The organism is Pseudomonas aphyarum (genome assembly GCF_028657055.1).
GTDB classification, from domain to species: Bacteria; Pseudomonadota; Gammaproteobacteria; order Pseudomonadales; family Pseudomonadaceae; genus Aquipseudomonas; species Aquipseudomonas aphyarum.
Genome location: NZ_JAMDGS010000011.1, coordinates 18,611 through 43,396 on the forward strand (window position 1 = coordinate 18,611; position 24,786 = coordinate 43,396).

A 24,786-nucleotide genomic window follows, 5' to 3' on the forward strand; every position below is an offset into this window, starting at 1 on the left:
CGCAGGTTTGTTCTTGGCGAACGCAAACCTGCCCAATTCATAAGCGTGTTCTGTGCAATAAGGGCATATACCCGAGTTTCAATAGCCGATCCGAAATTTCCTACTAAAAAAGTCAACGATTCACTTGGGCTGAACTTTGTTCCGGCGTCTATCCTCAGAAGCCTTGCAGGCAAAAACCACGACGGCGCGGCGTTTCGCGCCCGAATTGAAGGAGGCACACATGGCTATCGTGAAGAAGGCATCCGCGCATTGGGAAGGTGACCTGAAAACCGGCATCGGCTCGATTTCCACCGAAACCGGCGTCCTGCGTGAAGCGCCGTACGGCTTCAAGGCCCGCTTCGAGGGCGGCAAGGGCACCAATCCGGAAGAACTGATCGGCGCCGCCCATGCGGGCTGTTTCTCCATGGCGTTCTCGATGATTCTCGGTGACGCCGGGCTCAAGGCCGACAGCATCGACACCCAGGCCGAGGTCACGCTGGATCAGGTGGATGGTGGCTTTGCGATCACCGCGGTGAAACTGATCCTCAAGGCAAAAATTCCGGGAGCGACCCAGGCGCAGTTCGAAGAGCTGAGTAACAAGGCCAAGGAAGGTTGCCCGGTGTCCAAGGTGTTGAATGCGAAGATCACTCTCGACGCGTCGCTGGTTGGCTGACGGATTGAGCCGGATCAGAACCCGCCAGGCAAAAATGTGGTCGAATAAATGACAGCAGCTTTCGCGCATCTTCGTGCGCGCTGCTTCGATGGAGCTTCAACCATGAAACGTTTTGCCTTGGCGGTTATCTGTGGCGTGCTGGCAACGTCGGCCTTCGCAGCGCCCAAAGACTGCGAAGAACTCAAGCAAGAGATCGAAATCAAGATTCAGGCGAACGCCGTGCCCTCCTACACCCTGGAGATAGTCTCCAAAGAGGAGGCTGAAAAACACGACGTCGCCATGATCGTCGGCACCTGCGACAACGGCACCAAAGCCATCATCTATCAGAAGAACGACCGCTGATGCGCCTCAGATGATGCAGTTGACCTCGCGGTCCTCGGCGACGATTTCCCGCTTGTCGTTGTACAGGCGGGCACTCGGGGTAAACGCCAGCGAACGGCCTTCAAGCAAGTAGCGCTGGCCCGCCTCGAAATAATCGTAGCGGATGGTCAGATAGCACAGCCGCTCAACGGGGCCGGTCATCAGGCTGCCGCCTCCGCCGAACACTTCAAAGTCGAAGCGCACCCGCAGCTCGTGGCTGCCGGGCGTGACCTGGAAGAAGCGCCCGTCAGTCAGCCGCCTGTTGTCGAGACGCTCGGCCATCAGCAGTTTCCCGCCGGGGGTTGGCGTGGAGAATTCGACCCAGGCCATGTTCGGGTCGACGGGGGGCAACGGTGTCTGGCAACCGGTGAGTACGCCTGCGGCCAGCAACAGCATCAACGTGCGCATGATGGATGTCCGTGAGTTCGGACATCCAGCATAACGCCGATCAGGTTCGCTGGCAGCCTGCCGGCGTGCCCTGGCCCACCACGTTGCGTTGTTGGTCATAGAGCTTGGCCCACGGACGGAAACCGATGCTTCCCGCCTGCAACTGATAACGCTGGCCAGCGTTGAAATCCTTGAATTTCACGTTCAACTGACAATCGCGCCACAGCGGCTCGGCATCCGGGCCGATGTTGGTCGCCTCGACCGGGAATTGATAACGCACCGTCAGCTCATGACTGCCGGGCTGCACTTCGAAGTAACGATGATCGACGGAAGCCTTTTTGTCGACTTCCAGCGCCTGCAACGCCGTGTCCTGTTGCCGGGCATCCAGATCGATCCAGGCTTGCGAGGGGTCAGGGGACGGCATTCCGAATCCGGCACAACCGGCCAGCGTCAGCACGCTTCCTGTCAGTATCAACATGCGCATAGCGGAGCTCCAATGGGCGGGATAGTCTTGGGCAGACTTTCCGGGGGGATTTCTTATTTTGATCAGGCCGCTTCCAAGCCATGGGTTACTTGATCGCGTTTTGCGGGTTTTGTTTCCGGGTGTGATGATTTTGTTGCTCAACGGTTGCTCAAGCCTGAGCTATTACAGCCAGCTGGCCAGCGGTCAGCTGCAGCTTTTGCGGGCACGGGAGCCGGTGGCCAAGGTGATCGCCGACCCGGCTCGCGACGCCAAACTGCGCACTCACCTCGCCCAGTCCCAGAAAGCCCGGGCCTTCGCCAGCGAACACCTGCACCTGCCGGACAACCAAAGCTATCGCCTCTACGCCGATATCGGTCGGCCATTCGTCGTGTGGAATGTGTTCGCCACCCCGGAGTTTTCCCTGAGCCCGCAGAACCATTGCTTCCCGATTGCCGGTTGCGTGGCCTACCGCGGCTATTACAGCCAGAGCGCGGCGCGGGGCGAAGCCGCGATTCAGCGCCTGCAAGGCATGGACGTGTCGATCGGTGGCGTCGAGGCCTACTCGACCCTGGGCTGGTTCAACGACCCGATCCTCAATTCGATGATGGGCTGGGGCGACGAGCGTCTGGCGACGCTGATCTTCCATGAACTGGCCCACCAGCGCTTCTATGTGAAGGACGACACCGAGTTCAACGAGTCCTTCGCGACCTTCGTCGAGCAGGAAGGTACGCGGCAGTGGCGAGCGTTTCGGGGCTTGCCCCCGGAAAACGACTCGAAGCTCAAGCAGCGGGATCAGTTCATTCAGTTGATCCTCGATACCCGCTCACGTCTTGAAAAACTCTATGCACAACCACTCGCAACGGCGCAGATGCGCGAGCGCAAGGCGGCGGAGTTCGAACGGTTTCGACAGGATTATCGAGCGATGCGCGATGGCCAGTGGGCCGGCGACAAACGCTATGACGCCTGGGTCAATGCGCCGTTGAACAATGCACGGCTGTTGCCGTTCGGGCTGTATGACCAGTGGGTGCCGGCGTTCGCGGCGTTGTTCAGGCAGGTGAAGGGAGATTGGCCGCAGTTTTATTCGCGGGTCGAACAGCTGGGTAAATTGCCGGCGGACAAGCGCAAGGCAGCGCTGCGTGAGCTGGCTGCCCTTCGCCCGGATTAACGATCAGCGCTGCAAAAACGCCTGATGCAACTCCGCCAGCGTCTCGAAGTGATACGCCGGCGCTTCCGCGCTCAGCTCTTCATGGCTGCCAAAACCGTAACCCACCGCCGCCGCGTCCAGACCGTTGCTACGAGCACCGATCAGGTCGTGCTTGCGGTCACCGATCATCAGCGTATTGGCCGGATCCAGCCCTTCCTCGGCGATCAGGTGGGCAATCAGCTCGACCTTATTGGTGCGAGTGCCGTCCAGTTCGCTGCCGTAAATCACCTTGAAGTGTTTGGCGAAATCAAAGTGTCGGGCGATTTCCCGGGCGAACACCCACGGCTTCGACGTCGCGATATACAGCTGCCGTCCTTGGCCACTCAGGGTTTCCAGCAACGGCGTGACGCCTTCGAACACCCGGTTCTCGTACAGGCCGGTGACCTTGAAGCGCTCGCGGTAGAAATTCACCGCCTCCCACGCTTTCGCTTCATCAAAACCATAGAACTGCATGAACGCCTGCAACAGCGGCGGGCCGATGAAGTGTTCCAGTTTGGTCAGGTCGGGTTCGTCGATGCCGAGTTTGCTCAAGGCGAACTGGATGGAACGGGTGATGCCCTCACGCGGGTCGGTGAGGGTGCCATCGAGGTCGAACAGTACGGTCTGGTAATGCATGAAAAATCCCGGGCAATAGAGAGAAAAGTCAGAGCTGGTCGTAGCCTTCAGCCAGATGCAGGTCCTTGAGCTTCACGTAATTCGCCGCGCTGTAGGTGAAAAAGGCGCTTTCCTTGTCGGTCAGCCGGCGAACCTTCTTCACCGGACTGCCCACGTACAGAAAACCGCTTTCCAGACGCTTGCCCGGTGGCACCAGGCTGCCAGCGCCGATGATGACGTCGTCCTCGACCACCGCGCCGTCCATGACGATGCTGCCCATGCCGATCAACACGCGGCTGCCAACGGTGCAGCCATGCAGCATGACCTTGTGGGCGATGGTCACGTCATCGCCGATCAGCAGCGGAAAGCCGTCCGGGTTGAACGGGCCGGCGTGGGTGATGTGCAACACGCAGCCATCCTGCACGCTGGTGCGCGCACCGATACGGATGCGGTGCATGTCACCGCGGATCACGGTCAGCGGCCACACGGAGCTGTCTTCGCCGATTTCGACGTCGCCGATCACCACCGCGGAGCCGTCGACAAAAGCGCCTTGGCTCAGGCGTGGGGTGTGATTCTGGTACTTGCGAAGGGACACGATTAGTTCTCTCTCTGTCGCCGATAGCTGCGGTGGGTGTCGATTGTAATTAAGATGGGCGCATGTTTCTTCCAGCCAAGGTGCCAACCGTGAGCGTGAACAACCCTCTTCTGCAGTCCTACGACCTGCCGCCGTTCTCCGCGATCCGTGCCGAACACGTGCAGCCGGCCATCGAAACCATTCTGGCCGACAACCGCGCCGCCATTGCCGAAATCCTCAAGACCCAGGGCCAGAACCCGACCTGGGCCGGGCTGGTGCTGGCGATGGACGAACTCAATGATCGCCTGGGCGCTGCCTGGAGCCCGGTCAGCCACCTCAATGCCGTGTGCAACAGCGCCGAACTGCGCGAAGCCTACGAGTCGTGCCTGCCGGCATTGAGCGCCTATTCCACCGAGATGGGCCAGAACCGCGAGCTGTTCCAGGCCTATGAAGCCCTGGCCAACAGCCCGGAAGCTGCCGGTTTCGACGTGGCTCAGAAAACCATTCTGGAACACGCCCTGCGCGATTTCCGCCTGTCGGGCATCGACCTGCCGGAAGCCGAACAGAAGCGCTACGCCGAAGTGCAGAGCAAGCTGTCCGAGCTGGGCAGCCGCTTCTCCAACCAGTTGCTCGACGCCACCCAGGCCTGGACCAAGCACCTGACCGACGAAGCCGCCCTCGCCGGCCTGACCGATTCGGCCAAGGCACAAATGGCTGCCGCCGCACAGGCCAAAGGCCTCGATGGCTGGCTGATCACCCTGGAATTCCCGAGCTACTACGCGGTGATGACCTACGCCCAGGACCGTGCGCTGCGTGAAGAAGTCTACGCCGCCTACTGCACCCGTGCGTCGGATCAGGGCCCGAATGCCGGCCAGAACGACAACGGCCCGGTGATGGGCGAAATCCTCGACCTGCGTCAGGAACTGGCCAAACTGCTCGGTTTCTCCAGTTTCTCCGAGCTGAGCCTGGCCACCAAAATGGCCGAGTCCAGCGATCAGGTGCTGAGCTTCCTGCGTGATCTGGCCAAGCGCAGCAAACCGTTCGCCGCCCAGGATCTGCAACAGCTCAAGGCTTACGCCGCCGAACAGGGCTGCGCCGATCTGCAAAGCTGGGACAGCGGTTTCTACGGTGAAAAACTCCGTGAGCAACGTTACAGCGTCGCCCAGGAAACCCTGCGCGCCTACTTCCCGATCGACAAAGTGCTGGGCGGCCTGTTCGCTATCGTTCAGCGCCTGTACGGCATCGAAATCGCCGAACTGAAAGGCTTCGATACCTGGCATCCGGACGTACGCCTGTTCGAGATCAAGGAAAACGGCCAGCACGTCGGCCGCTTCTTCTTCGACCTCTACGCCCGCGCCAACAAGCGCGGCGGTGCCTGGATGGACGGCGCCCGCGACCGTCGCCGCACCCTCGACGGCGTGCTGCAAAGCCCGGTGGCCAACCTTGTGTGCAACTTCACCCCGGCCGACAGCGGCAAGCCTGCGCTGCTGACCCACGATGAAGTGACCACCCTGTTCCACGAATTCGGTCACGGCCTGCATCACCTGCTGACCCGCGTCGAGCATGCCGGCGTATCGGGCATCAACGGCGTGGCGTGGGATGCGGTCGAACTGCCGAGCCAGTTCATGGAAAACTGGTGCTGGGAGCCGGAAGGCCTGGCGCTGATTTCCGGCCACTACGAAACCGGCGAGCCGCTGCCGCAGGATCTGCTGGAAAAAATGCTCGCGGCGAAGAACTTCCAGTCCGGCCTGATGATGGTGCGTCAGCTGGAGTTCTCGCTGTTCGACTTCGAACTGCACGCCACCCACGGTGACGGTCGCAGCGTCGCGCAGGTGCTGGAAGGCGTGCGCAACGAAGTCTCGGTGATGCGCCCTCCGGCCTACAACCGCTTCCCGAACAGCTTCGCGCACATCTTCGCCGGCGGTTACGCAGCGGGTTACTACAGCTACAAATGGGCGGAAGTGCTGTCGGCAGATGCCTTCTCCAAGTTCGAAGAAGACGGCGTGCTCAATGCCGACACCGGTCGCGCCTTCCGCGAGGCGATCCTGGCCCGCGGCGGCTCGCAGGAGCCGATGGTGCTGTTCGTCGACTTCCGTGGCCGTGAGCCATCGATTGACGCACTCTTGCGCCACAGCGGCCTGAGTGAGGACGCGGCAGCATGAGTGAGGCACCCGTGAAGACCAAGAAACGCTTTATCGCCGGGGCGGTCTGCCCGGCGTGCAGCGAGCCGGACAAACTGATGATGTGGAGCGAGGACGATGTCCCGCACCGCGAATGTGTGGCGTGCGGCTACAGCGATACGCTGAACGCACAAGGGTTGTCGGTTCCAAAAGAGCTGGGCACGCGGGTCAACACCAGTGCGCTCAAGCCTGCACCGGACAAGACGGTTCAGGCGGTGCAGTTCTTCCCGAATCCGAAGTTGAAGAAAAAGCCCGACGAGCAGCACTGATCCAGAACCACCTTCTGCCGAATCCCGGTGGAAGGTGGTATTGGCTTAACACCTGTCCCCCGCACTTGCTTCGTAGGCTGGCCCTTTGTGCCACGCCTCGAAGGAAGCTGCCATGCCCGACACCAATCCCCTCTTACAACACTGGACGCTGCCACCGTGGCCAGCGATTCGCGCCGAGCACTTGCTGCCGGCCGTCACCGGCATCATTGCCGATAATCGACGCATCATCGCTCAGGTGATCGCCAGTCAGACCGAACATCCCGGCTGGGATGATCTGGTGCTGAGCATCGACGAGGCCGACGCGCGCCTCGGTGAAGTTCGCTCGATTCTTGAAACGTTGTCGATGGTCAGGTCCGACGATCCGGTCTGGCTCGTGGAAAGCGCCAAGGCGCATCTGGCGATCAATCAGTATCGCTCCGATAAAGCCCGCAATCGCCCGTTGTACGAGGCTTACCAGCGTTTGGCGCAGAGCTCGATCGCCGGCAGTTTCGATGAGTCGCGCAACATCGCACTGGCGCGGATTCTGCGCCGATTCAAGCAGTCGGGCATCGAGCTTCCTACTGAACAGCAACAGGAACTGGCGCGGTTGAACCGCGAGATCGGCGGGTTGGAGTACGTGTTTCTGGACAACCTCGAGCGCTGGGCCGAGGCGTGGAGCAAACGTGTCGACGATATTGCGCTGCTGGCGGGCCTGTCGCCGGCGATGACGAATCGGCTGGCACTTGCCGCACGCCAGAACGGGCATGACGGCTGGCTGGTCCGGCTGGACCAGAACACCTGTCAGCACATCCTCAAGCACGCCGAGAACCGCGCCTTGCGGGAGGAATGCTACGTTGCCTACATGACCCGCGCCTCCGATCGCGGGCCGCTGGCCGGTCGCTTTGATAACGGCCCGGTGCTGGCCAAACTGCTTGCCTTGCGCCAGCAGAAAGCCCGTTTGCTCGGCCATGAAAACGCCGCGCAACTGAGTCTGGCCAAAAACAGCACCCGGACGACGGCGTGGGTCAGTGGTTTTCTCCAGGGTCAGGCGGCGCAGCTGGCACCCGCCCTCGCGCAGGATGCAGAACAACTGGCGACCTTTGCACAGCAACGCGGGATCGACCGGGTCCAGCCGTGGGATGAAGACTTCCTCGCCGAACAATGGCGCCAGCAGCAGTTTCCCGGTGCACTGGAAAACCTGCGTGATTACTTTCCGCTCGAGGGCACCCTGCGCAGGCTCTTTCTGTTCTGCGAACGGATGTTCGGGATTCGCATCGTCGAGCGGTCCGGTGGCGGGCACTGGCATGACGATGTGCGCCTGCTGGAAATCAGCGAGCATGAGCAGGTCATCGGTTACATCTACCTCGACCCGTTTCACTGCGACAACGCGGTGGACTTCCCCGGCACCTCCACGCTGCGCAATCGCCGGATCAACGCCGAAGGTCGCCCGGCGCTGCCGATTGCCCTGCTCTACAGCAATTTCACACCGGCCACGGACACCCATCCGTGCCGGCTCGAACTCGACGATCTGCGGGTGCTGTTTCATGAGTTTGGCCATTGCTTGCAGCATGTGCTGACGCACTCGCCCCATCACAGCCTGTCCGGCATCCTGCAACTGGGCCATGAAGCGGCGGAGTTTTCCGGGCAATTGTTCGAGCAGTGGTGTTTGTCGCGGGAGTTTGTGCTTTGGCTCGGCGCGCATTTTCAGACCGGCGAGCGCTTGAGCCCCGCACGGGTCGACGCGGTACTGTCAGCCAGTCAGGCCCATTCCAGCCGGCAACAGGCCTTGTTGCTGATGGGGGCGATGATCGATTTCGAGCTGCACCTGCCCCACGGCGATGGACGCTCGATCGAGGAGGTTTGCACCGCTGTGCAGCGCAGCCTGTGTCATCTGCAACTGCCGGACGATCACCGCTTCGCCAATGGATTCGATTACATGGCGACCCATTACGACGCTTCGGTTTACGCCTACGTCTGGTCGGGCGTGCTGGCTGAGGAAGCGTTCAAGCGCTTCAGTCGTGACTGGGTGTTCAACGCACAAACCGGCCGTGAGTTTCGTGCAACGTTCTTTACGCCGGGTGCGGGGCGTCCGTTGCTGGACGCGGTGGAAGCGTTCATCGGCGAGCCGGTCGCCGGCCTCGTTGACGGAGAAGCCGGACGAGTTACTTCAGATTGACCGTCTGAAACCAGCTCTTCATCGAGCAGGTAGCAAACGCGCTGGTGCTGCAATCGCCATTGGCCAGCGCGGTGCGCAACTTGTCGACATCGGCCTGCATCACGTAGCGCACGCTGTCCCGGAAGTGCCCACTCTCACCAAAGCCGCCCTGGGTCATTTCATTCAGGGCGTCTTCCTTGCTCCAGCCCTGCACCACGATCCGGTACATGGCCGCCATCAGGCCGGTGCGATCGGAGCCGTGCTTGCAGTGCATCAACACCGGGCCGTCGGCTTCGGCGGACTGGATGGCACGCAAGGTCTTGAGCACATCACTGTCGTCCACGTGATTGGTGCGATAGGGCAATTGCACCTGATGGATACCGGGAGCTTTCAGCCAGTTGGAATCCGCTTCCGGCAAAAAGTTGATGACCGTGGCCACCTTCAGGTTGTTCAGCAACGGCACCGCGCCGTCATCGGGGAGCGCGCTGCGATACAGCGTGGGCGACATCTGGAACAGGTTGTATTGCACTTCTACCGGTTGCGCCCACTCGACGGGACGGGAAGCCGGAGTGTCCGCGGCCTGAGCGGGAGTCCAGCTGAACAGCGCAAGCAGCGACAAACAGAATGCAGAGGAAAAACGCGTCAGGAACATGCTTTACGGCGACCGTGTGGGTTTTGTCAGTGAAGGCCGCAGCTTGCGAGCCTCGCAGTCAAATCCCCGTGAGGCGCTTGTAAAAGAATCGTGAATACAGCGGTTCCCTTGGTCGAAAAGCGGTCTTTTTTTGGCTGAATCGGTTCATCCGGTTGCTTAGCCTGCTACCATTTGTCACATCATGTTGCAGACGCGTCCCCCTTCTCCCGGTCATTCCGGCCACGTCGCAGCCAGAACATTCTTGAGCCGTTCGCAGAAACGGCTGACAACCATCAATGCCTGATGAGGTGCATCCCCATGTCTGATGAAGATCGAGACAACCCGCGGCGTGAGTTTTTGCGCAAATCCCTGACCCTGATTCCGGTCGTGACTCTGGCCGGCAGCGGTCTCGGCAGCACGGTGCTGCAAGCAGCGCCTGAAAGCGCGCCTGCCACGCCCCAGGCGAAAACGGCCGCCGTTGAAGCGAGCACCTATCAGCCGATCTACTTCACCGCCGAAGAATGGGCGTTCATCAACGCCGCCGTCGCGCAATTGATCCCCAACGACGCGCAAGGCCCAGGTGCACTCGAAGCTGGCGTGCCGGAATACATCGACCGTCAGATGAACACCCCGTACGCCGCCGGTGCCCTTTGGTACATGCAGGGCCCGTTCAATGCCGACGCCGCGCCGGAGATGGGCTGGCAGAGCAAACTGGTGCCGAAAGAGATCTATCGCCTCGGCATTGCCGCCACGGATCAGTGGGCAAAATCCATCAACGGTAAAACATTTGCCGAGCAAGACAGCGCTACCCGAGACGATCTGCTCAAGCAGCTTGAAGCCGGAAAACCGCAATTCGACACTGTTCCGGCGAAGATTTTCTTCAATCTTTTGCTGCAAAACACGAAGGAAGGGTTCTTCTGCGACCCGATCCACGGCGGCAATAAAGGCATGGTCGGCTGGACCATGATCGGCTTCCCCGGCGCCCGCGCCGATTTCATGGATTGGGTGGAACGCAACGAGCAGTACCCCTTCCCGGCAGTTTCGATTCGCGGCGAGAGGGCGTGAGCATGGCAACGGTAATGAAGAAGGTCGACGCAGTGATTGTCGGTTTCGGCTGGACAGGCGCGATCATGGCCAAGGAGCTGACCGAAGCCGGGCTCAACGTGCTGGCGCTGGAACGCGGGCCGATGCAGGACACCTACCCGGACGGTAACTATCCGCAGGTGATCGACGAACTCACCTACAGCGTGCGGAAAAAACTCTTCCAGGACGTTTCCAGGGAAACCGTCACCATCCGCCACAGCGTCAACGACATCGCCCTGCCGAACCGCCAACTGGGCGCGTTCCTGCCGGGCAATGGCGTGGGCGGTGCCGGGCTGCACTGGTCGGGCGTGCACTTTCGGGTCGACCCGATCGAACTGCGCATGCGCAGCCATTACGAAGAGCGCTACGGCAAAAGCTTCATCCCCAAGGACATGACCATCCAGGACTTCGGCGTCAGCTATGAAGAGCTGGAACCGTTCTTCGATTTCGCCGAAAAAGTCTTCGGCACCTCCGGCCAGGCCTGGACCGTGAAAGGCCAACTGGTCGGTCAGGGTAAGGGCGGCAACCCGTACGCAGCGGATCGCTCGAACCCGTTCCCGCTGGAAGCGCAGAAGAACACGGTTTCCGCCCAGCTGTTCGGTAAAGCGGCTACCGAAGTCGGTTACAAACCCTACAACCTGCCTTCCGCCAATACTTCAGGGCCGTATACCAACCCTTACGGCGCGCAGATGGGCCCGTGCAACTTCTGCGGTTTCTGCAGCGGTTACGTCTGCTACATGTATTCCAAGGCGTCGCCGAACGTGAACATTCTGCCGGCGCTGAAGCCGCTGCCGAATTTCGAACTGCGGCCTAACGCGCACGTTCTGCGGGTCAACCTCGACAGCACGAAAACCAAGGCCACCGGCGTCACCTACATCGACGGCCAGGGTCGCGAGATCGAGCAACCGGCGGATCTGGTGATCCTCGGCGCATTCCAGTTGCACAACGTGCGCCTGATGCTGCTCTCCGGCATCGGCAAACCCTACGACCCGGTCAGCGGTGAAGGCGTGGTCGGGCGTAACTTCGCCTACCAGAACATGGCCACCATCAAGGCGTTCTTCGACAAGGACACCCACACCAACAACTTCATCGGTGCCGGTGGCAACGGTGTGGCGGTGGATGACTTCAACGCCGACAACTTCGATCACGGACCGCATGGTTTCGTCGGTGGCTCGCCGATGTGGGTCAACCAGGCCGGCAGCCGACCGATCGCCGGCACCTCCAACCCGCCGGGCACTCCGGCCTGGGGCAGTGCGTGGAAACGCGCGACCGCCGATTACTACACCCACCAGGTGTCGATGGACGCCCACGGCGCGCATCAGTCCTACCGTGGCAACTACCTCGATCTGGACCCGGTGTACCGCGATGCCTACGGCATGCCGCTGCTGCGGATGACGTTCGACTGGCAGGAAAACGACATCAAAATGAACCGCTTCATGGTCGAGAAAATGGGCAAGATCGCCGAAGCCATGGGCCCGAAAGCCATCGCCGTGATCGGCAAGAAAGTCGGCGACCACTTCAACACCGCGTCGTACCAGACCACCCACCTCAACGGTGGCGCGATCATGGGCACCGACCCGAAAACCAGCGCGCTGAACCGCTACCTGCAGAGCTGGGACGTGCACAACGTGTTCGTTCCGGGTGCCTCGGCGTTCCCGCAAGGCCTGGGTTACAACCCGACCGGGCTGGTTGCCGCGCTGACCTACTGGTCGGCGAAAGCGATCCGCGAGCAGTACCTGAAAAACCCCGGCCCGCTGGTTCAGGCTTAAGGAGCGATGACCATGAAGACTCTCGTTATCGCAACCCTGGCCCTGCTCGGCAGCACTGCCGTTCATGGCGCAGAAGTTGATCAATCTTTGATCAAACAAGGCGAATACCTCGCCCGTGCCGGCGACTGCGTGGCCTGCCACACGGCCAAGGACGGCAAGCCGTTCGCCGGTGGCCTGCCGATGGAAACCCCGATCGGCACGATCTACTCGACCAACATCACCCCGGATAAAACCGGCGTCGGTGACTACAGCTTCGAGGACTTCGACCAGGCCGTGCGGCATGGCGTAGCCAAAAACGGCAGTACCTTGTACCCGGCGATGCCATACCCGTCCTACGCCCGCGTCAGCGAAACCGACATGCAGGCGCTCTACGCCTACTTCATGCACGGCGTGGAACCGGTGGCGCAAGAGAACAAGGCCAGCGACATCCCGTGGCCACTGAGCATGCGCTGGCCATTGATGGGCTGGCGCTGGCTGTTCGCACCGAAGGTCGAGGATTACAAAGCCGCGTCGGACGATGCCGTCGTCAGCCGTGGGGCGTATCTGGTGGAAGGCCTCGGACATTGCGGCGCCTGCCATACGCCACGGGCGCTGACCATGCAGGAAAAATCCCTGAGCGCGGCCGAAGGCAGCAGTTTTCTGTCAGGCAGTGCGCCGCTGGAAGGCTGGATCGCCAAGAGCCTGCACGGCGACCACAAGGACGGCCTCGGCAGCTGGAGCGAGGAACAACTGGTGCAGTTCCTCAAGACCGGTCGCAGCGACCGCAGTGCGGTGTTCGGCGGCATGAGCGACGTGGTCACCCACAGCATGCAGTACATGACCGACGCCGACCTGACCGCAATTGCCCGTTACCTGAAATCGCTGCCGGCCAATGATCCTGCCGACCAGCCGCACCAGTACGACGAGAAAGCCGCCAAGGCCCTGTGGAACGGGGATGACAGCCAACGTGGCGCGTCGGTGTACATCGACAACTGCGCGGCGTGCCACCGCACCGACGGCCATGGCTACACCCGGGTGTTCCCGGCGCTGGCAGGCAATCCGGTGCTGCAATCGGACGACCCGACCTCGCTGATTCACATCGTGCTCAAGGGCGGCACCCTGCCTGCAACGCACACGGCGCCGTCCACCTTGACCATGCCGGGCTTCGCCTGGCGTCTGTCGGATCAGGAAGTGGCGGATGTCGTAAGTTTTATTCGTGAAAGTTGGGGTAACAAGGGCTCCACCGTCACCGCAAAAGAGGTTGCCAAGTTACGCACCGACGATATGACTACAACATCAGCCGCTGATCTTGGACAAGTAACCAGCCACAACTAAACGCAGTAACCCCTGCATGATTATTCATGCAGGGGTTATTGATTCAATCGCTGTTACGGGTTGGTAATACTGGCATAGGCTTTGGCCAGGGCAGCCAGTTTGGCTCGATCCTGCTCACCGATTTCACCGTCGCGATCCACATCGTGCTCAAGACGGCCGATGCTGAAGGTATGGCCGCCATCCCGGGAGGTCGCGGTGACAAAGATCGGATCAACCAGCATTTCGGTCTGCACGCCAGCCTCGGCATCCCAGCCCAGTTCCTTACGCGCCAGTTGCATGGAAACCAGTGTATTGGGCTCCGATGCGTCGGGTTGCAAAAGTTGCAGAAAAATACCGCGCGAATTAAAAAACGACATCATCAAATCCTTTTGTCTTTTATATAGTCAAGTGGTGTGAAGCGGAGTGGATACTACGAACTTGAACAGTAAACGAACAGCCAACTTATGTTTCTTTAATTTGCACAACTGAAACTTTATCTCTAAACAAACTTACAACTAAGCGCGCGATTTATTGATGGACGGCCAAACGGTAGTGGATCATCCGCCACCTTGCAGATACTGTATGCATGTACAGATCAAGGACACCCGTGATGACCAGCCCCTTGCCCCCGCGCGGTCGCGGCACCGCAACCAACCCGCACAACCGCTTCGCGCCGAGTCGTTCGGTGGCCGAGGATGACGGCTGGTTTCAGGAAGTGCCTTTGACCCAGGGCACCGAAGTCAGCTTCGAAACCGCGAAGACCATCATCACCCGCAACACCTCGCCGGACCTGCCCTTCGACCGCTCGATCAATCCCTATCGCGGCTGCGAGCATGGCTGTATTTATTGCTATGCACGGCCCAGCCACGCCTATTGGGACATGTCGCCGGGGCTGGATTTCGAAACGAAGCTGATCGCCAAGACCAACGCCGCCCAGGTGCTGGAAGAACAGCTGGGGAAAAAAGGCTATCAATGCGCGCCGATCAACCTCGGCTCCAATACCGATCCCTATCAGCCAATCGAACGCGAACACCGGATCACCCGCCAGACCCTCGAAGTGCTGCTGCGCTACCGGCATCCGGTGACCATCGTCACCAAGGGCTCTCTGATCCTGCGCGACCTCGACCTGCTTACCGAACTGGCGCAGCAACGGCTGGTGGCGGTGATGATCAGCCTGACCACCCTGGACGACGAACTCAAACGCATTCTCGAGCCCCGCGCCGCCGCGCCCAAGGCCCGGTTGCGGGCGATCCGGGTGATGCGCGAGGCGGGGATTCCGGTGGGCGTGCTGTGCTCGCCGATGATTCCGATGATCAACGACAGCGAAATCGAAAGCCTGCTGACCGAAGCCCACGCGGCCGGCGCCCAGAGCGCTGCGTACATGATGCTGCGCCTGCCGCTGGAAGTGGCGCCGCTGTTCGAGGAATGGCTTGAGGCGCACTACCCGCAACGTGCGGCGCATGTGCTGAGCCTGATCCGCCAGAGCCGTGGCGGCGAGCTGTACGACAGTCGCTTCGGTGCCCGAATGCGCGGTGAAGGGCCGTTCGCCGACCTGCTCGCCCAGCGCTTCGCCAAAGCACTGAAACGCCTGGGGCTCAATCACCGCGAAGGCTTCAACCTCGATTGCACGGCCTTCTGTCCGCCGGGTCGCCAGATGGCGCTGATTTAGGGACAATTGGCCTATGGTTGAGAGGAAGGAATGCTTGACCCGGTTTACGCCGGTCACGTTTTTTGTGACCTGGAACACACGTTCTAGAGCGCTTGATTCAGTTTGAGTTAAGTTTCGGCGGTTACCTTGTTCATCGAGTGACTGACGGGTCGGGATGACCCGGATGTTCTAAACAGCCACTGGCTTCACACCGGAATACACGGGAACGACTCCCCGAATCCGCCAATGAGGATGAATCATGAGTGACAAGGATAAACAGCCGTTGGCTGCGTCGGCGCAAGCCGCCCCTGTGGCGGAATCCGCCGATGCAGCGTTGAAGCATATCGTTGACGGCTTTTTGCATTTTCATCATGAGGTCTTTCCGCAGCAGGAAGAACTCTTCAAGAAACTCGCCACGGCCCAGTCGCCACGGGCGATGTTCATCACCTGCGCCGACTCGCGCATCGTGCCCGAACTGATCACCCAGAGCTCGCCCGGCGATCTGTTCGTGACCCGTAACGTCGGCAACGTCGTGCCGCCCTACGGCCAGATGAACGGCGGCGTTTCCACCGCCATCGAATACGCGGTTCTGGCCCTTGGCGTGCAGCACATCATCATTTGCGGCCACTCCGATTGCGGCGCCATGCGTGCGGTGCTCAACCCGGACAGCCTGGAAAAAATGCCGACGGTCAAAGCCTGGCTGCGCCACGCCGAAGTCGCGAAAACCATGGTGCAGGACAACTGCAACTGCGCCAACGAAAAAGAAAGCATGCCGATCCTCACCGAGGAAAACGTCATCGCCCAACTGCAGCACTTGCGTACCCATCCTTCGGTAGCCTCGCGCATGGCGAACGGTCATCTGTTCATCCATGGCTGGGTCTACAACATCGAAACCAGCGAAATCAAAGCTTACGACGCGGATCAGGGTTGCTTCCTGCCGCTCGACGGCAGCCATCCGATCCCGGTGGCGACGCCCAAAGCGCGCTTCTAAATCCTCCTAAAAATCTGTGTGGTTTGACGCCGGCCGCTGTTTCAGCGGCCCGGCCTTGCCACGCCTGAAGAAAACTTCGGGAGTATCGCCATGCGTGCGGCTCAATTGAAAGCTGTGTTGCCACGGGAGCTGCTCGCTTCAGTGGTTGTGTTTCTGGTCGCCCTGCCGCTGTGCATGGGCATTGCCATTGCGTCAGGGCTGCCGCCGGCCAAAGGCCTGATCACCGGGATCATCGGCGGTCTGGTGGTGGGCTGGCTGGCGGGTTCGCCGTTGCAGGTCAGCGGGCCGGCGGCGGGTCTGGCGGTGCTGGTGTTCGAGCTGGTGCGCCAGCACGGTATCGAAATGCTCGGGCCGATCCTGCTGCTCGCCGGTTTCCTGCAACTGGTGGCGGGACGCCTGAAGCTCGGTTGCTGGTTCCGGGTCACGGCGCCAGCGGTGGTGTACGGCATGCTCGCGGGGATTGGCGTGCTGATTGTGCTGTCGCAAGTGCATGTGATGCTGGATGCCGCGCCGAAGCCCTCTGGTCTGGACAACCTCACGGCATTCCCGGGCGCGGTGGCGCAGGCCTTGCCGTCCTTTGGCTGGCAGGCCGGGTTGCTCGGGCTCGCAACCATCGCCGTGATGTGGCTGTGGGAGAAATTCCGCCCGCATTCGCTGCGCTTCATTCCGGGCGCGCTGCTCGGGGTCGGGCTGGCAACCGGCGCCAGCCTGTTGTTGGCGCTGCAAGTGAAGCGAGTTGAAGTGCCAGAGAATCTGGCCGAAGCCATCGACTGGCTGAAACCGGCGGATCTGCTCAGCCTCGCCGACCCGACGCTGCTGATCGCCGCGTTCGCCGTAGCCTTCATCGCCAGTGCCGAAACCCTGCTGTCCGCCGCCGCGGTGGATCGCATGCACAGCGGCCCGCGTTCGGATTTCGACCGTGAGCTGTCGGCGCAAGGCGTCGGCAACATGCTTTGCGGTCTGGTTGGCGCGCTGCCGATGACCGGGGTGATCGTGCGCAGTTCGGCCAACGTCCAGGCCGGCGCCACCACGCGCTACTCGACGATTTTCCATGGCCTGTGGCTGCTGGCGTTCGTGCTGTTGCTGTCGAGCGTGCTGCAGAGCATTCCGGTGGCGAGTCTGGCGGGCGTTCTGGTCTACACCGGTTTCAAACTGGTGGATCTCAAGGCATTCCGTGGTCTGGGGCGTTATGGCCGGATGCCGATGTTCACCTACGCCGCCACGGCGCTGGCGATCATCTTCACTGACCTGCTGACCGGTGTGCTGATCGGTTTCGGCCTGACCCTGGTGAAGCTGGCGTTCAAGGCCTCGCGCCTGAAAATCAGCCTGATCGATCTGCCGCAGGACGGGGAAATGGAGTTGCGTCTGGTGGGCGCGGCCACGTTCCTCAAAGTGCCGGCACTGACTCAGGTGCTGGGCAGTATTCCGCCGGGCACGACGGTGCATGTGCCGCTCAATAACCTGAGCTACATCGACCATTCATGTCTGGAACTGCTCGAAGAGTGGGGCCGGGCGAATGCGGCCAAGGGGGCGAAACTGTTGATCGAGTCGCGCGGGTTGAAGCGACGGCTTGAGGGGCGGATCCGCACCACCACCGGGATCGGTGCGGCGGGCTGAAAACATTTGGGGGAACAGAGCAATCTGTTCCCCCAATCGTTTGCGCCGAGATCAAGCCGCAGGCTGATCCAGCTCCAGGCCCACGCCCAGACGGCGGCTCATGCACGGCCAGCGTTTCCACGCCGCACCGGTGTCCGGGCTGCTGAGTTTCTCGCGGTAGGCTTCCACCGACTCCAGCGCAAAGCTGTCGTCGTCGAGCATGCTGTCCACCGCGTGATGCACCACTTCGTCGAGTTGGTTGGCAAATTCCTCACCGATCAGCTGGTGAGCAATCAGATTGGCGACCGTCATGTCCAAGGGGATCAGTGGCTGGCCGAAATGCTTGATGTACAGGTCGTTGACCTCTTCGACAAAGCGGTGCGCCAGATAGGCTTCGTCCAGCAGACTGTCCAGGCCCACGGGCGGCTGGATGAAGTACTGCTCGGCGATTTTCAGCACCGGTTTGATCTGCGACTCGATTCCCGCTTCCCTGGCGACTTCATTGGCTGCATCCAGCAGGTCTGGCACTTCGTCGATGTAGGCGGCGACAAATCGCGTCAGCACGCCGTTGGCGTCGGTTTCCGGCAACTGGATGGCCGGGTGCAGGTGTTGCAGTTGGGCTTCCAGCTGACGGGTCAGCTTTCCGGTTTCAATCTCGTGTTGTCGGGCTATGTGGATCTGCTCGCGCAATGCGGCGGTGTTCATGAAAACTCCAGGAAACAAGGCAATGAAATAGGGAAGACATAACTTAGCTGGCTTACGAAAAATGCTAAGACGCATTTGTCATAATTATTTCATCCTTGATGCAACGGCGTTATATCGGTTTGCCACCACTCGTCTGCATCCTTCTCCATTCGTGCCCTGGAACGCAAGTGCCAGCTGTTTCATTCGATTTACGTCCGCACATTGCATTTTTCAGCCGCTGTCTATACTCGCCAGTGAATGGAGTTAGCTGATGACGCCCGACTGCACCCGCAGCAAGGCCCGGCGATTCAAGTTCGTAGTCTGATGCAGCCGATCCCTTGCCGCAGGCGAAAGCCGGCGGGATAACAAGAACGATAAGGGGAACCCGCAATGATGCGACATCCACACGTCTGGATGGGCCTCCTGTTGTGGTCGATTTTCAGCCCGGCGCACGCTGCCTGGACTGTGAATATGGCGCCTGGAGCGACTGAAATCAGTCACGCAGTATTCGACCTGCACATGACCATTTTCTGGATCTGTGTGGTGATCGGGATCATCGTCTTCGGCGCCATGTTCTGGTCGATGATGGTGCACCGCCGTTCTACCGGGCAGGTCGCCGCAAAATTCCACGAAAGCACCACCGTCGAAATTCTCTGGACCGTCGTCCCGCTGCTGATCCTGGTGGCGATGGCCGTTCCGGCGACCGCGACCCTGATCAAGATGTACGACACCAGTGAGCCGGATATCGATATCCAGATCACCGGCTATCAGTGGAAGTGGCACTACAAATACCTGGGCCAGGATGTTGAGTTCTTCAGCAATCTGGCCACGCCCGCCGAGCAGATCCACAACAAGGAAGCCAAGGGCGAGCATTACCTGCTCGAGGTCGACAAGCCGCTGGTGCTGCCGACCGGCGCCAAGGTGCGCTTCCTCGTGACCTCCGCCGACGTGATCCACTCCTGGTGGGTGCCGGCCTTCGCGGTCAAGCGCGATGCGATCCCCGGGTTCGTCAACGAAGCCTGGACCCGCATCGACAAGCCCGGCCTCTACCGTGGCCAGTGCGCCGAGCTGTGCGGCAAGGACCACGGCTTCATGCCGATCGTGGTCGACGTCAAAGAGAAGGCCGACTACGAAAAATGGCTCGCCGAGCGCAAGGCCGAAGCGTTGCAGCTCAAGGAGCTGACCAGCAAGGAATGGACCCTCGACGAGCTCAAGGAGCGCGGCGACAAGATCTACCACACCACCTGCGTCGCCTGTCACCAGGCTGAAGGCCAGGGCCTGCCGCCGATGTTCCCGGCCCTCAAGGGCTCGAAAATCGCTACCGGTCCGAAAGACGCGCACCTGAGCATTGTCTTCCACGGCAAGCCCGGCACCGCCATGGCGGCGTTCGGCAAGCAGCTGTCGGAAGTCGATATCGCAGCGGTCGTGACCTACGAACGTAACGCCTGGGGCAACAACAAGGGCGACATGGTCACGCCAAAAGAAGTGCTGGAGCTGAAACAGGCGGAAAGCAAATGAGCCGGTCTATTGCGTACTTCGTGAACCGGTCGGAGCCCTGCGCCCCGGCCTGCCCAGTCCACTCTTTTGAAGGAGACCGGCCATGAGCGCTGTCATCGATGACCACGGTCATGCCGACCACGACCACGCCCACGGCCCCGCCAAAGGCCTGATGCGCTGGGTGCTGACCACCAACCACAAGGACATCGGCACGCTGTACCTGTGGTTTGCGTTCTGCATGTTCCTGCTCGGCGGCTCGTTCGCCATGGTGATCCGCGCCGAGCTGTTCCAGCCCGGCCTGCAGATTGTGGAGCCGGCGTTCTTCAACCAGATGACCACCATGCATGGCCTGGTGATGGTGTTCGGTGCGGTGATGCCGGCGTTCGTCGGCCTCGCCAACTGGATGATCCCGTTGATGGTCGGCGCGCCGGACATGGCCCTGCCACGGATGAACAACTTCAGCTTCTGGCTGCTGCCGGCGGCGTTCCTGCTGCTGGTCTCGACCCTGTTCACCCCCGGTGGCGGGCCGAACTTCGGCTGGACGTTCTACGCGCCGCTGTCCACCACCTATGCCCCGGAAAGCGTGACGTTCTTCATCTTCGCCATCCACCTGATGGGGATCAGTTCGATCATGGGCGCGATCAACGTGATCGCCACCATCCTCAACCTGCGCGCCCCCGGCATGACCCTGATGAAAATGCCGCTGTTCGTCTGGACCTGGCTGATCACCGCGTTCCTGCTGATCGCGGTGATGCCGGTGCTGGCCGGGTGCGTGACGATGATGCTGATGGACATCCACTTCGGCACCAGCTTCTTCAGTGCCGCCGGCGGCGGTGACCCGGTGCTGTTCCAGCATGTGTTCTGGTTCTTCGGCCACCCCGAGGTGTACATCATGATCCTGCCGGCCTTCGGTGCCGTCAGCCAGATCATCCCGACCTTCTCGCGCAAGCCGCTGTTCGGCTACACCTCGATGGTCTACGCCACGGCGAGCATCGCGTTCCTGTCGTTCATCGTCTGGGCGCACCACATGTTCGTGGTGGGCATCCCGCTGGTGGGCGAGTTGTTCTTCATGTACGCGACGATGCTGATCGCGGTGCCGACCGGGGTGAAGGTGTTCAACTGGGCCAGCACCATGTGGCAAGGCTCGATGACCTTCGAGACGCCGATGCTGTTTGCCGTGGCGTTCGTGATCCTGTTCTCCATCGGCGGTTTCTCCGGGCTGATGCTGGCCATCGCCCCGGCGGACTTCCAGTACCAGGACACCTACTTCGTGGTTGCGCACTTCCACTACGTGCTGGTGCCGGGAGCGATCTTCGGGATCTTCGCGTCGGCCTACTACTGGCTGCCGAAATGGACCGGCCACATGTACGACGAAACCCTGGGCAAGCTGCACTTCTGGCTGTCCTTCGTCGGCATGAACCTGACGTTCTTCCCGATGCACTTCGTGGGCCTGGCGGGCATGCCCCGGCGGATTCCGGACTACAACCTGCAGTTCGCCGACTTCAACATGGTCTCGTCGATCGGCGCGTTCATGTTCGGCGCCACGCAGATCTTCTTCCTGTTCATCGTGATCAAGACCATCCGTGGCGGCGAGCCGGCTCCGGCCAAACCGTGGGATGGCGCCGAAGGTCTGGAATGGAGCGTGCCGTCACCGGCGCCATATCACACCTTCACCACGCCGCCGGAAGTGAAATGAACCCTGTAGCCGTTGAGGACCGCCACCATGGCTGACTCGATCTCGATGAAGAAGCTGGTCACCCGATTGCTCGGCGTGGTGGTGGCGATGTTCGTCTTCGGCTTTGCCCTGGTGCCGATCTACGACGTGATGTGCAAGGCGTTCGGCATCAACGGCAAGACCGCCGGGCAGTACGAGGGCGAGCAGACCGTCGATGCTTCGCGGCAGGTGCGGGTGCAGTTTCTGTCGACCAACACCGCCGACATGCCGTGGGACTTCTACCCCAAGCATGACGAACTGACGGCCAACCCCGGCGCGGTCAACGAGATGATCTTCATCGCGCGCAATCCCACCGACAAACCGATGAGCGCGCAAGCGGTGCCAAGCATCGCGCCGAGCAATGCGGCGGCGTATTTCCACAAGACCGAATGCTTTTGCTTTACCCAGCAGGTGCTGCAGCCCGGTCAGCAGATCGAGATGCCGGTGCGTTTCATCGTTGACCGCGACATGCCCAAGGACGTGAAGCACCTGACGCTGTCCTACACGCTGTTCGATATCACCGCCCGACATCCTCCGGTGGCTGCAAACACTGGCGGTTAAGCGTGCCCGATAAGGAGAACAATAAATGGCAACTCATGAGCACTATTACGTCCCGGCCCAGAGCAAGTGGCCGATCGTGGCCACGGTTGGGATGTTCGTCACCGTGTACGGTCTGGCGACCTGGTTCAACGATCTGAAGGCTGCGCGTCCGGAATCCCACGGCCCGCTGATCTTTTTCGTCGGCGGCCTGTTGCTGGCGTACATGCTGTTCGGCTGGTTCGGTACGGTGATCAAGGAAAGCCGCGCGGGGTTGTACAGCCCGCAGCTGGACCGCTCGTTCCGCTGGGGCATGAGCTGGTTCATTTTCTCCGAGGTGATGTTCTTCATCGCCTTCTTCGGCGCGCTGTTCTATGTACGGCACATCTCCGGCCCGGCGCTGGGTGGCGAAGGCACCAAAGGCATCGCCCACATGCTCTGGCCGAACTTCCAGTTCACCTGGCCGCTGCTGCACACACCCGACCCGAAACTGTTCCCACCGCCCAAGGAAGTCATCAGCCCCTGGGGCCTGCCGCTGATCAACACCATCCTGCTGGTAAGCTCCAGCGTGACCATCACCATCGCCCACCACGCGCTGAAGAAAGGTCATCGCGGCGCGCTGAAACTGTGGCTGGCGATCACTGTGTTGCTGGGCTGCGCGTTCCTCGGCTTCCAGGCTGAAGAATATATCCACGCCTACCACGAACTGGGGCTGACCCTCGGCTCGGGCATCTACGGCGCGACGTTCTTTATGCTCACCGGTTTCCACGGCGCCCACGTGACCATCGGCACGATCATTCTGTTCGTGATGCTGATGCGCATCATGAAGGGCCACTTCGACAACGAACATCAGTTCGGTTTTGAAGCGGCGAGCTGGTATTGGCACTTCGTCGATGTGGTGTGGATCGGCTTGTTCATCTTCGTTTACGTGCTCTGAGGAACAGAGCTACCAAGGCGCGTGCGACACCAGTTGGCCGCTGTAGAAACCCCAGGCGATCAGGCCGACGGTGACAGCGGCCAATGCCACCCGAACACTCAAGGCGATCACCAGTCGATTCGAGCTGCTGTCGTCCTTGACCAGGAAAAACAGGCCGCTGAACAGGCTGACCACCGTGGCAATCAGCATCAGGACGATGGCTGCTTTGAGCATGGGAAGAACTCCGGGGGAACAAGCGATGCAGTTGAGTATAGCGATCGCACTGACTGATTTTCTGGCGCGACCATGAAGCGCTTCCGGCCGGGCGTGGTGCCGACACTGGTAGTCGGCCTGCTGCTGCCGTTGCTGATTTCGCTGGGCTTCTGGCAACTGGGCCGGGGCACGGAGAAAACCGCCCTGCTCGCCAGCTACGCCGAACGCCGCGCCGCCGAACCGATGGCCAGCACCGCGTTGCTGCACAGCGCCGATCCGGCGTTTCGCCGGGTGCATCTGCACGGCCAGTTCGATGCCGCCCACAGCCTGTTGCTGGACAACCGTCAGCGCAACGGCAAGGTTGGCGTCGAATTGCTGCAACCATTTCAGGATCAACGCAGCGGCCAGTGGCTGCTGGTCAATCGCGGCTGGCTGCCGTGGCCAGACCGGCGCACACCCCCGCAATTCAACACGCCGGCCGACGCCGTGAATGTCGATGCCTGGGTGTATGTCGCCCCCGGCGCCACCTTCCAGCTGCATGCCGATCCGGTCAGCAGCACCTGGCCGCAAACCGTCACCGCCGTCGAACCCGCGAAGCTGTGGAAAACCCTCGAACGCGACGGCTTCGCCTACGAATTACGCGCCGAACCCGGCCCGGCCAGCTATCAGGCCGACTGGCCCGTAGTTGCCATGGGCCCGGAAAAGCACCTCGGTTACGCCGTGCAGTGGTTCGCCATGGCCACTGCCCTGCTCGGTCTCTACCTCTATCTCGGCTGGCACAACGCAAAGGAGAAACACCATGGGAGCGGCCATGAATCCACCCAGCATGTCTGAAGCAAAAGCCCCGGCCAGTCGCCGTCGCGGACGCATCCAGCTGCTGTTGATCGTGCTCGGCGTGGTCGGTCCGATGATCCTCGCCACCGGCATGTACAAGTTGCAGTTCTGGGTGCCGGAAGGTCGCAGCTATCACGGCGAACTGATCGGCAACGGCCAGACCCGCGCCGACCTCGGCATTCAGGCTGACGAAACGCGCTGGCAGATGCTGGTCACCGCGCCGAAGGATTGCGCGGTGGACTGCCAGCAACTGGTGTACCTGGCGCGGCAGATCCAGATCGGCTTGGGCCGCGAAGCCGGGCGCGCCAGTCACGCCCTGGCCGCTGCTCAACCACTGGCCGCCGACTACGAAGCCAAGCTGACTCGCGAGTACCCGCAGCTGCAACGCTATCCGCTGGACGCAGCCGCCTTCAGCAAGGCCACGGGCGACAAGGCCACGCCGCAGCTGTGGATCATCGATCCCCACGGCAACCTCGTGCTGCGCTACGACCCGAGCGTCAAGGGCAAGGACCTGCTCAACGACCTGCGCCACCTGCTGAAACTGTCGAACATCGGATAAGGGC

26 protein-coding genes are annotated in these 24,786 nt (G+C 61.1%); 18 read left to right on the forward strand and 8 right to left on the reverse strand.

Annotation, left to right across the window (positions count from 1 at the left end; all coding sequences use genetic code 11):
• The first annotated feature begins 220 nt into the window (after nt 1-220).
• Nucleotides 221-652, forward strand: a complete 432-nt coding sequence (locus M5G18_RS16125) for an OsmC family protein (RefSeq protein WP_085690445.1) — start codon at nt 221-223, stop codon at nt 650-652.
• Nucleotides 653-754: 102 nt separating this feature from the next.
• Nucleotides 755-994 (forward strand): DUF1161 domain-containing protein, encoded by a 240-nt coding sequence (locus M5G18_RS16130; protein ID WP_074689739.1) that lies wholly within the window; start codon nt 755-757, stop codon nt 992-994.
• Between the two features lie 6 nt (nt 995-1,000).
• Here M5G18_RS16130 and M5G18_RS16135 read toward each other — a convergent pair whose 3' ends face one another.
• Complete coding sequence (locus M5G18_RS16135) at nt 1,001-1,420, reverse strand: PA0061/PA0062 family lipoprotein (RefSeq protein ID WP_273898058.1); 420 nt, start codon at nt 1,418-1,420, stop codon at nt 1,001-1,003.
• A 40-nt stretch (nt 1,421-1,460) separates the two neighbouring features.
• Nucleotides 1,461-1,883: a PA0061/PA0062 family lipoprotein gene (locus M5G18_RS16140; protein WP_273898059.1), complete on the reverse strand. Its 423-nt coding sequence runs from the start codon at nt 1,881-1,883 to the stop codon at nt 1,461-1,463.
• Between the two features lie 58 nt (nt 1,884-1,941).
• Between M5G18_RS16140 and M5G18_RS16145 the strand changes: the two genes are divergently transcribed.
• A complete protein-coding gene (locus M5G18_RS16145; RefSeq protein WP_273898060.1) occupies nt 1,942-3,027 on the forward strand; it encodes an aminopeptidase in 1,086 nt (361 codons plus the stop codon).
• 3 nt (nt 3,028-3,030) lie between these two features.
• On the opposite strand, the gene M5G18_RS16150 is transcribed toward M5G18_RS16145, so the two are convergent.
• Together M5G18_RS16150 and M5G18_RS16155 are read right to left on the reverse strand one after the other, a co-directional pair.
• Nucleotides 3,031-3,681 (reverse strand): HAD family hydrolase, encoded by a 651-nt coding sequence (locus M5G18_RS16150; RefSeq protein ID WP_096822449.1) that lies wholly within the window; start codon nt 3,679-3,681, stop codon nt 3,031-3,033.
• A gap of 28 nt (nt 3,682-3,709) precedes the next feature.
• Complete coding sequence (locus M5G18_RS16155; RefSeq protein WP_273898062.1) at nt 3,710-4,255, reverse strand: gamma carbonic anhydrase family protein; 546 nt, start codon at nt 4,253-4,255, stop codon at nt 3,710-3,712.
• Nucleotides 4,256-4,317: 62 nt separating this feature from the next.
• On the opposite strand from M5G18_RS16155, the gene prlC reads away from it, so the two are divergent.
• The 3 genes from prlC (at nt 4,318) to M5G18_RS16170 (ending at nt 8,838) form a co-directional block, all read left to right on the forward strand.
• The gene (prlC, locus tag M5G18_RS16160) at nt 4,318-6,396 is read left to right on the forward strand and encodes an oligopeptidase A (protein ID WP_170929373.1); all 2,079 of its coding nucleotides are present in this window, start codon (nt 4,318-4,320) and stop codon (nt 6,394-6,396) included.
• Nucleotides 6,393-6,683 carry a YheV family putative zinc ribbon protein gene (locus tag M5G18_RS16165; protein ID WP_007953955.1) on the forward strand — a complete coding sequence of 97 codons (291 nt, stop codon included), beginning with the start codon at nt 6,393-6,395 and terminating at the stop codon, nt 6,681-6,683. The genes prlC and M5G18_RS16165 overlap by 4 nt, the downstream gene beginning before the upstream one ends.
• 112 nt (nt 6,684-6,795) lie before the next feature.
• A complete protein-coding gene (locus tag M5G18_RS16170; RefSeq protein ID WP_273898063.1) occupies nt 6,796-8,838 on the forward strand; it encodes a M3 family metallopeptidase in 2,043 nt (680 codons plus the stop codon).
• Here M5G18_RS16170 and M5G18_RS16175 read toward each other — a convergent pair.
• Entirely contained in the window at nt 8,825-9,469 is a 645-nt protein-coding gene (locus M5G18_RS16175; protein WP_273898065.1) for a phosphatase domain-containing protein, read from the reverse strand. The genes M5G18_RS16170 and M5G18_RS16175 overlap by 14 nt on opposite strands.
• Nucleotides 9,470-9,766: 297 nt before the next feature.
• Here M5G18_RS16175 and M5G18_RS16180 point away from each other — a divergent pair, with 297 nt between their 5' ends.
• Genes M5G18_RS16180 through M5G18_RS16190 form a run of 3 tightly spaced genes read left to right on the forward strand, consistent with a single transcriptional unit; the run spans nt 9,767 to nt 13,614 of the window.
• A complete protein-coding gene (locus M5G18_RS16180) occupies nt 9,767-10,513 on the forward strand; it encodes a gluconate 2-dehydrogenase subunit 3 family protein (RefSeq protein WP_273898067.1) in 747 nt (248 codons plus the stop codon).
• Nucleotides 10,514-10,515: 2 nt separating this feature from the next.
• The gene (locus tag M5G18_RS16185) at nt 10,516-12,300 is read left to right on the forward strand and encodes a GMC family oxidoreductase (RefSeq protein WP_273898068.1); all 1,785 of its coding nucleotides are present in this window, start codon (nt 10,516-10,518) and stop codon (nt 12,298-12,300) included.
• Nucleotides 12,301-12,312: 12 nt separating this feature from the next.
• On the forward strand, nt 12,313-13,614 hold the full coding sequence (locus M5G18_RS16190) for a c-type cytochrome (protein ID WP_273898069.1): 1,302 nt from the start codon (nt 12,313-12,315) through the stop codon (nt 13,612-13,614).
• Between the two features lie 53 nt (nt 13,615-13,667).
• On the opposite strand, the gene M5G18_RS16195 is transcribed toward M5G18_RS16190, so the two are convergent.
• Nucleotides 13,668-13,970, reverse strand: coding sequence for a hypothetical protein (locus tag M5G18_RS16195; RefSeq protein ID WP_273898070.1), 303 nt, complete (start codon nt 13,968-13,970; stop codon nt 13,668-13,670).
• A gap of 233 nt (nt 13,971-14,203) precedes the next feature.
• Here M5G18_RS16195 and M5G18_RS16200 point away from each other — a divergent pair, with 233 nt between their 5' ends.
• The 3 genes from M5G18_RS16200 to M5G18_RS16210 all read left to right on the forward strand — a co-directional run bounded on the left by M5G18_RS16200 (nt 14,204) and on the right by M5G18_RS16210 (nt 17,849).
• Complete coding sequence (locus M5G18_RS16200) at nt 14,204-15,262, forward strand: PA0069 family radical SAM protein (RefSeq protein WP_007953978.1); 1,059 nt, start codon at nt 14,204-14,206, stop codon at nt 15,260-15,262.
• A gap of 238 nt (nt 15,263-15,500) precedes the next feature.
• The gene (locus M5G18_RS16205) at nt 15,501-16,232 is read left to right on the forward strand and encodes a carbonic anhydrase (protein WP_007953979.1); all 732 of its coding nucleotides are present in this window, start codon (nt 15,501-15,503) and stop codon (nt 16,230-16,232) included.
• Nucleotides 16,233-16,322: 90 nt separating this feature from the next.
• A complete protein-coding gene (locus tag M5G18_RS16210; protein ID WP_262159360.1) occupies nt 16,323-17,849 on the forward strand; it encodes a SulP family inorganic anion transporter in 1,527 nt (508 codons plus the stop codon).
• A 51-nt stretch (nt 17,850-17,900) separates the two neighbouring features.
• Here M5G18_RS16210 and M5G18_RS16215 read toward each other — a convergent pair whose 3' ends face one another.
• Nucleotides 17,901-18,533: a hypothetical protein gene (locus M5G18_RS16215; protein WP_007953981.1), complete on the reverse strand. Its 633-nt coding sequence runs from the start codon at nt 18,531-18,533 to the stop codon at nt 17,901-17,903.
• A gap of 369 nt (nt 18,534-18,902) precedes the next feature.
• Here M5G18_RS16215 and coxB point away from each other — a divergent pair, with 369 nt between their 5' ends.
• From coxB to M5G18_RS16235, 4 genes are all read left to right on the forward strand, one after another.
• On the forward strand, nt 18,903-20,030 hold the full coding sequence (coxB, locus tag M5G18_RS16220; RefSeq protein WP_085606416.1) for a cytochrome c oxidase subunit II: 1,128 nt from the start codon (nt 18,903-18,905) through the stop codon (nt 20,028-20,030).
• Between the two features lie 82 nt (nt 20,031-20,112).
• The gene (gene ctaD, locus M5G18_RS16225) at nt 20,113-21,705 is read left to right on the forward strand and encodes a cytochrome c oxidase subunit I (protein ID WP_007953983.1); all 1,593 of its coding nucleotides are present in this window, start codon (nt 20,113-20,115) and stop codon (nt 21,703-21,705) included.
• A 27-nt stretch (nt 21,706-21,732) separates the two neighbouring features.
• Entirely contained in the window at nt 21,733-22,284 is a 552-nt protein-coding gene (locus tag M5G18_RS16230; RefSeq protein ID WP_011331799.1) for a cytochrome c oxidase assembly protein, read from the forward strand.
• Nucleotides 22,285-22,309: 25 nt separating this feature from the next.
• A complete protein-coding gene (locus tag M5G18_RS16235) occupies nt 22,310-23,197 on the forward strand; it encodes a cytochrome c oxidase subunit 3 (RefSeq protein WP_011331798.1) in 888 nt (295 codons plus the stop codon).
• 9 nt (nt 23,198-23,206) lie between these two features.
• On the opposite strand, the gene M5G18_RS16240 is transcribed toward M5G18_RS16235, so the two are convergent.
• Nucleotides 23,207-23,410, reverse strand: coding sequence for a twin transmembrane helix small protein (locus M5G18_RS16240; RefSeq protein ID WP_007953986.1), 204 nt, complete (start codon nt 23,408-23,410; stop codon nt 23,207-23,209).
• Nucleotides 23,411-23,482: 72 nt separating this feature from the next.
• On the opposite strand from M5G18_RS16240, the gene M5G18_RS16245 reads away from it, so the two are divergent.
• Together M5G18_RS16245 and M5G18_RS16250 are read left to right on the forward strand one after the other, a co-directional pair.
• A complete protein-coding gene (locus M5G18_RS16245; RefSeq protein WP_273898071.1) occupies nt 23,483-24,223 on the forward strand; it encodes an SURF1 family protein in 741 nt (246 codons plus the stop codon).
• On the forward strand, nt 24,189-24,782 hold the full coding sequence (locus M5G18_RS16250) for a hypothetical protein (RefSeq protein ID WP_273898072.1): 594 nt from the start codon (nt 24,189-24,191) through the stop codon (nt 24,780-24,782). The genes M5G18_RS16245 and M5G18_RS16250 overlap by 35 nt, the downstream gene beginning before the upstream one ends.
• The last annotated feature ends 4 nt before the right edge of the window (nt 24,783-24,786 follow it).

What these genes read in the sequence shown, in the direction of transcription:
- M5G18_RS16125 (WP_085690445.1), top strand. Translation starts at nt 221, where the DNA reads ATGGCTATCGTGAAGAAGGCATCCGCGCATTGGGAAGGTGACCTGAAA.
- M5G18_RS16130 (WP_074689739.1), top strand. Translation starts at nt 755, where the DNA reads ATGAAACGTTTTGCCTTGGCGGTTATCTGTGGCGTGCTGGCAACGTCG.
- M5G18_RS16135 (WP_273898058.1), bottom strand. Translation starts at nt 1,420, where the DNA reads ATGCGCACGTTGATGCTGTTGCTGGCCGCAGGCGTACTCACCGGTTGC.
- M5G18_RS16140 (WP_273898059.1), bottom strand. Translation starts at nt 1,883, where the DNA reads ATGCGCATGTTGATACTGACAGGAAGCGTGCTGACGCTGGCCGGTTGT.
- M5G18_RS16150 (WP_096822449.1), bottom strand. Translation starts at nt 3,681, where the DNA reads ATGCATTACCAGACCGTACTGTTCGACCTCGATGGCACCCTCACCGAC.
- prlC (WP_170929373.1), top strand. Translation starts at nt 4,318, where the DNA reads ATGTTTCTTCCAGCCAAGGTGCCAACCGTGAGCGTGAACAACCCTCTT.
- M5G18_RS16165 (WP_007953955.1), top strand. Translation starts at nt 6,393, where the DNA reads ATGAGTGAGGCACCCGTGAAGACCAAGAAACGCTTTATCGCCGGGGCG.
- M5G18_RS16170 (WP_273898063.1), top strand. Translation starts at nt 6,796, where the DNA reads ATGCCCGACACCAATCCCCTCTTACAACACTGGACGCTGCCACCGTGG.
- M5G18_RS16175 (WP_273898065.1), bottom strand. Translation starts at nt 9,469, where the DNA reads ATGTTCCTGACGCGTTTTTCCTCTGCATTCTGTTTGTCGCTGCTTGCG.
- M5G18_RS16180 (WP_273898067.1), top strand. Translation starts at nt 9,767, where the DNA reads ATGTCTGATGAAGATCGAGACAACCCGCGGCGTGAGTTTTTGCGCAAA.
- M5G18_RS16185 (WP_273898068.1), top strand. Translation starts at nt 10,516, where the DNA reads ATGGCAACGGTAATGAAGAAGGTCGACGCAGTGATTGTCGGTTTCGGC.
- M5G18_RS16190 (WP_273898069.1), top strand. Translation starts at nt 12,313, where the DNA reads ATGAAGACTCTCGTTATCGCAACCCTGGCCCTGCTCGGCAGCACTGCC.
- M5G18_RS16195 (WP_273898070.1), bottom strand. Translation starts at nt 13,970, where the DNA reads ATGTCGTTTTTTAATTCGCGCGGTATTTTTCTGCAACTTTTGCAACCC.
- M5G18_RS16200 (WP_007953978.1), top strand. Translation starts at nt 14,204, where the DNA reads ATGACCAGCCCCTTGCCCCCGCGCGGTCGCGGCACCGCAACCAACCCG.
- M5G18_RS16205 (WP_007953979.1), top strand. Translation starts at nt 15,501, where the DNA reads ATGAGTGACAAGGATAAACAGCCGTTGGCTGCGTCGGCGCAAGCCGCC.
- M5G18_RS16210 (WP_262159360.1), top strand. Translation starts at nt 16,323, where the DNA reads ATGCGTGCGGCTCAATTGAAAGCTGTGTTGCCACGGGAGCTGCTCGCT.
- M5G18_RS16215 (WP_007953981.1), bottom strand. Translation starts at nt 18,533, where the DNA reads ATGAACACCGCCGCATTGCGCGAGCAGATCCACATAGCCCGACAACAC.
- coxB (WP_085606416.1), top strand. Translation starts at nt 18,903, where the DNA reads ATGATGCGACATCCACACGTCTGGATGGGCCTCCTGTTGTGGTCGATT.
- ctaD (WP_007953983.1), top strand. Translation starts at nt 20,113, where the DNA reads ATGAGCGCTGTCATCGATGACCACGGTCATGCCGACCACGACCACGCC.
- M5G18_RS16230 (WP_011331799.1), top strand. Translation starts at nt 21,733, where the DNA reads ATGGCTGACTCGATCTCGATGAAGAAGCTGGTCACCCGATTGCTCGGC.
- M5G18_RS16235 (WP_011331798.1), top strand. Translation starts at nt 22,310, where the DNA reads ATGGCAACTCATGAGCACTATTACGTCCCGGCCCAGAGCAAGTGGCCG.
- M5G18_RS16240 (WP_007953986.1), bottom strand. Translation starts at nt 23,410, where the DNA reads ATGCTCAAAGCAGCCATCGTCCTGATGCTGATTGCCACGGTGGTCAGC.
- M5G18_RS16245 (WP_273898071.1), top strand. Translation starts at nt 23,483, where the DNA reads ATGAAGCGCTTCCGGCCGGGCGTGGTGCCGACACTGGTAGTCGGCCTG.
- M5G18_RS16250 (WP_273898072.1), top strand. Translation starts at nt 24,189, where the DNA reads ATGGGAGCGGCCATGAATCCACCCAGCATGTCTGAAGCAAAAGCCCCG.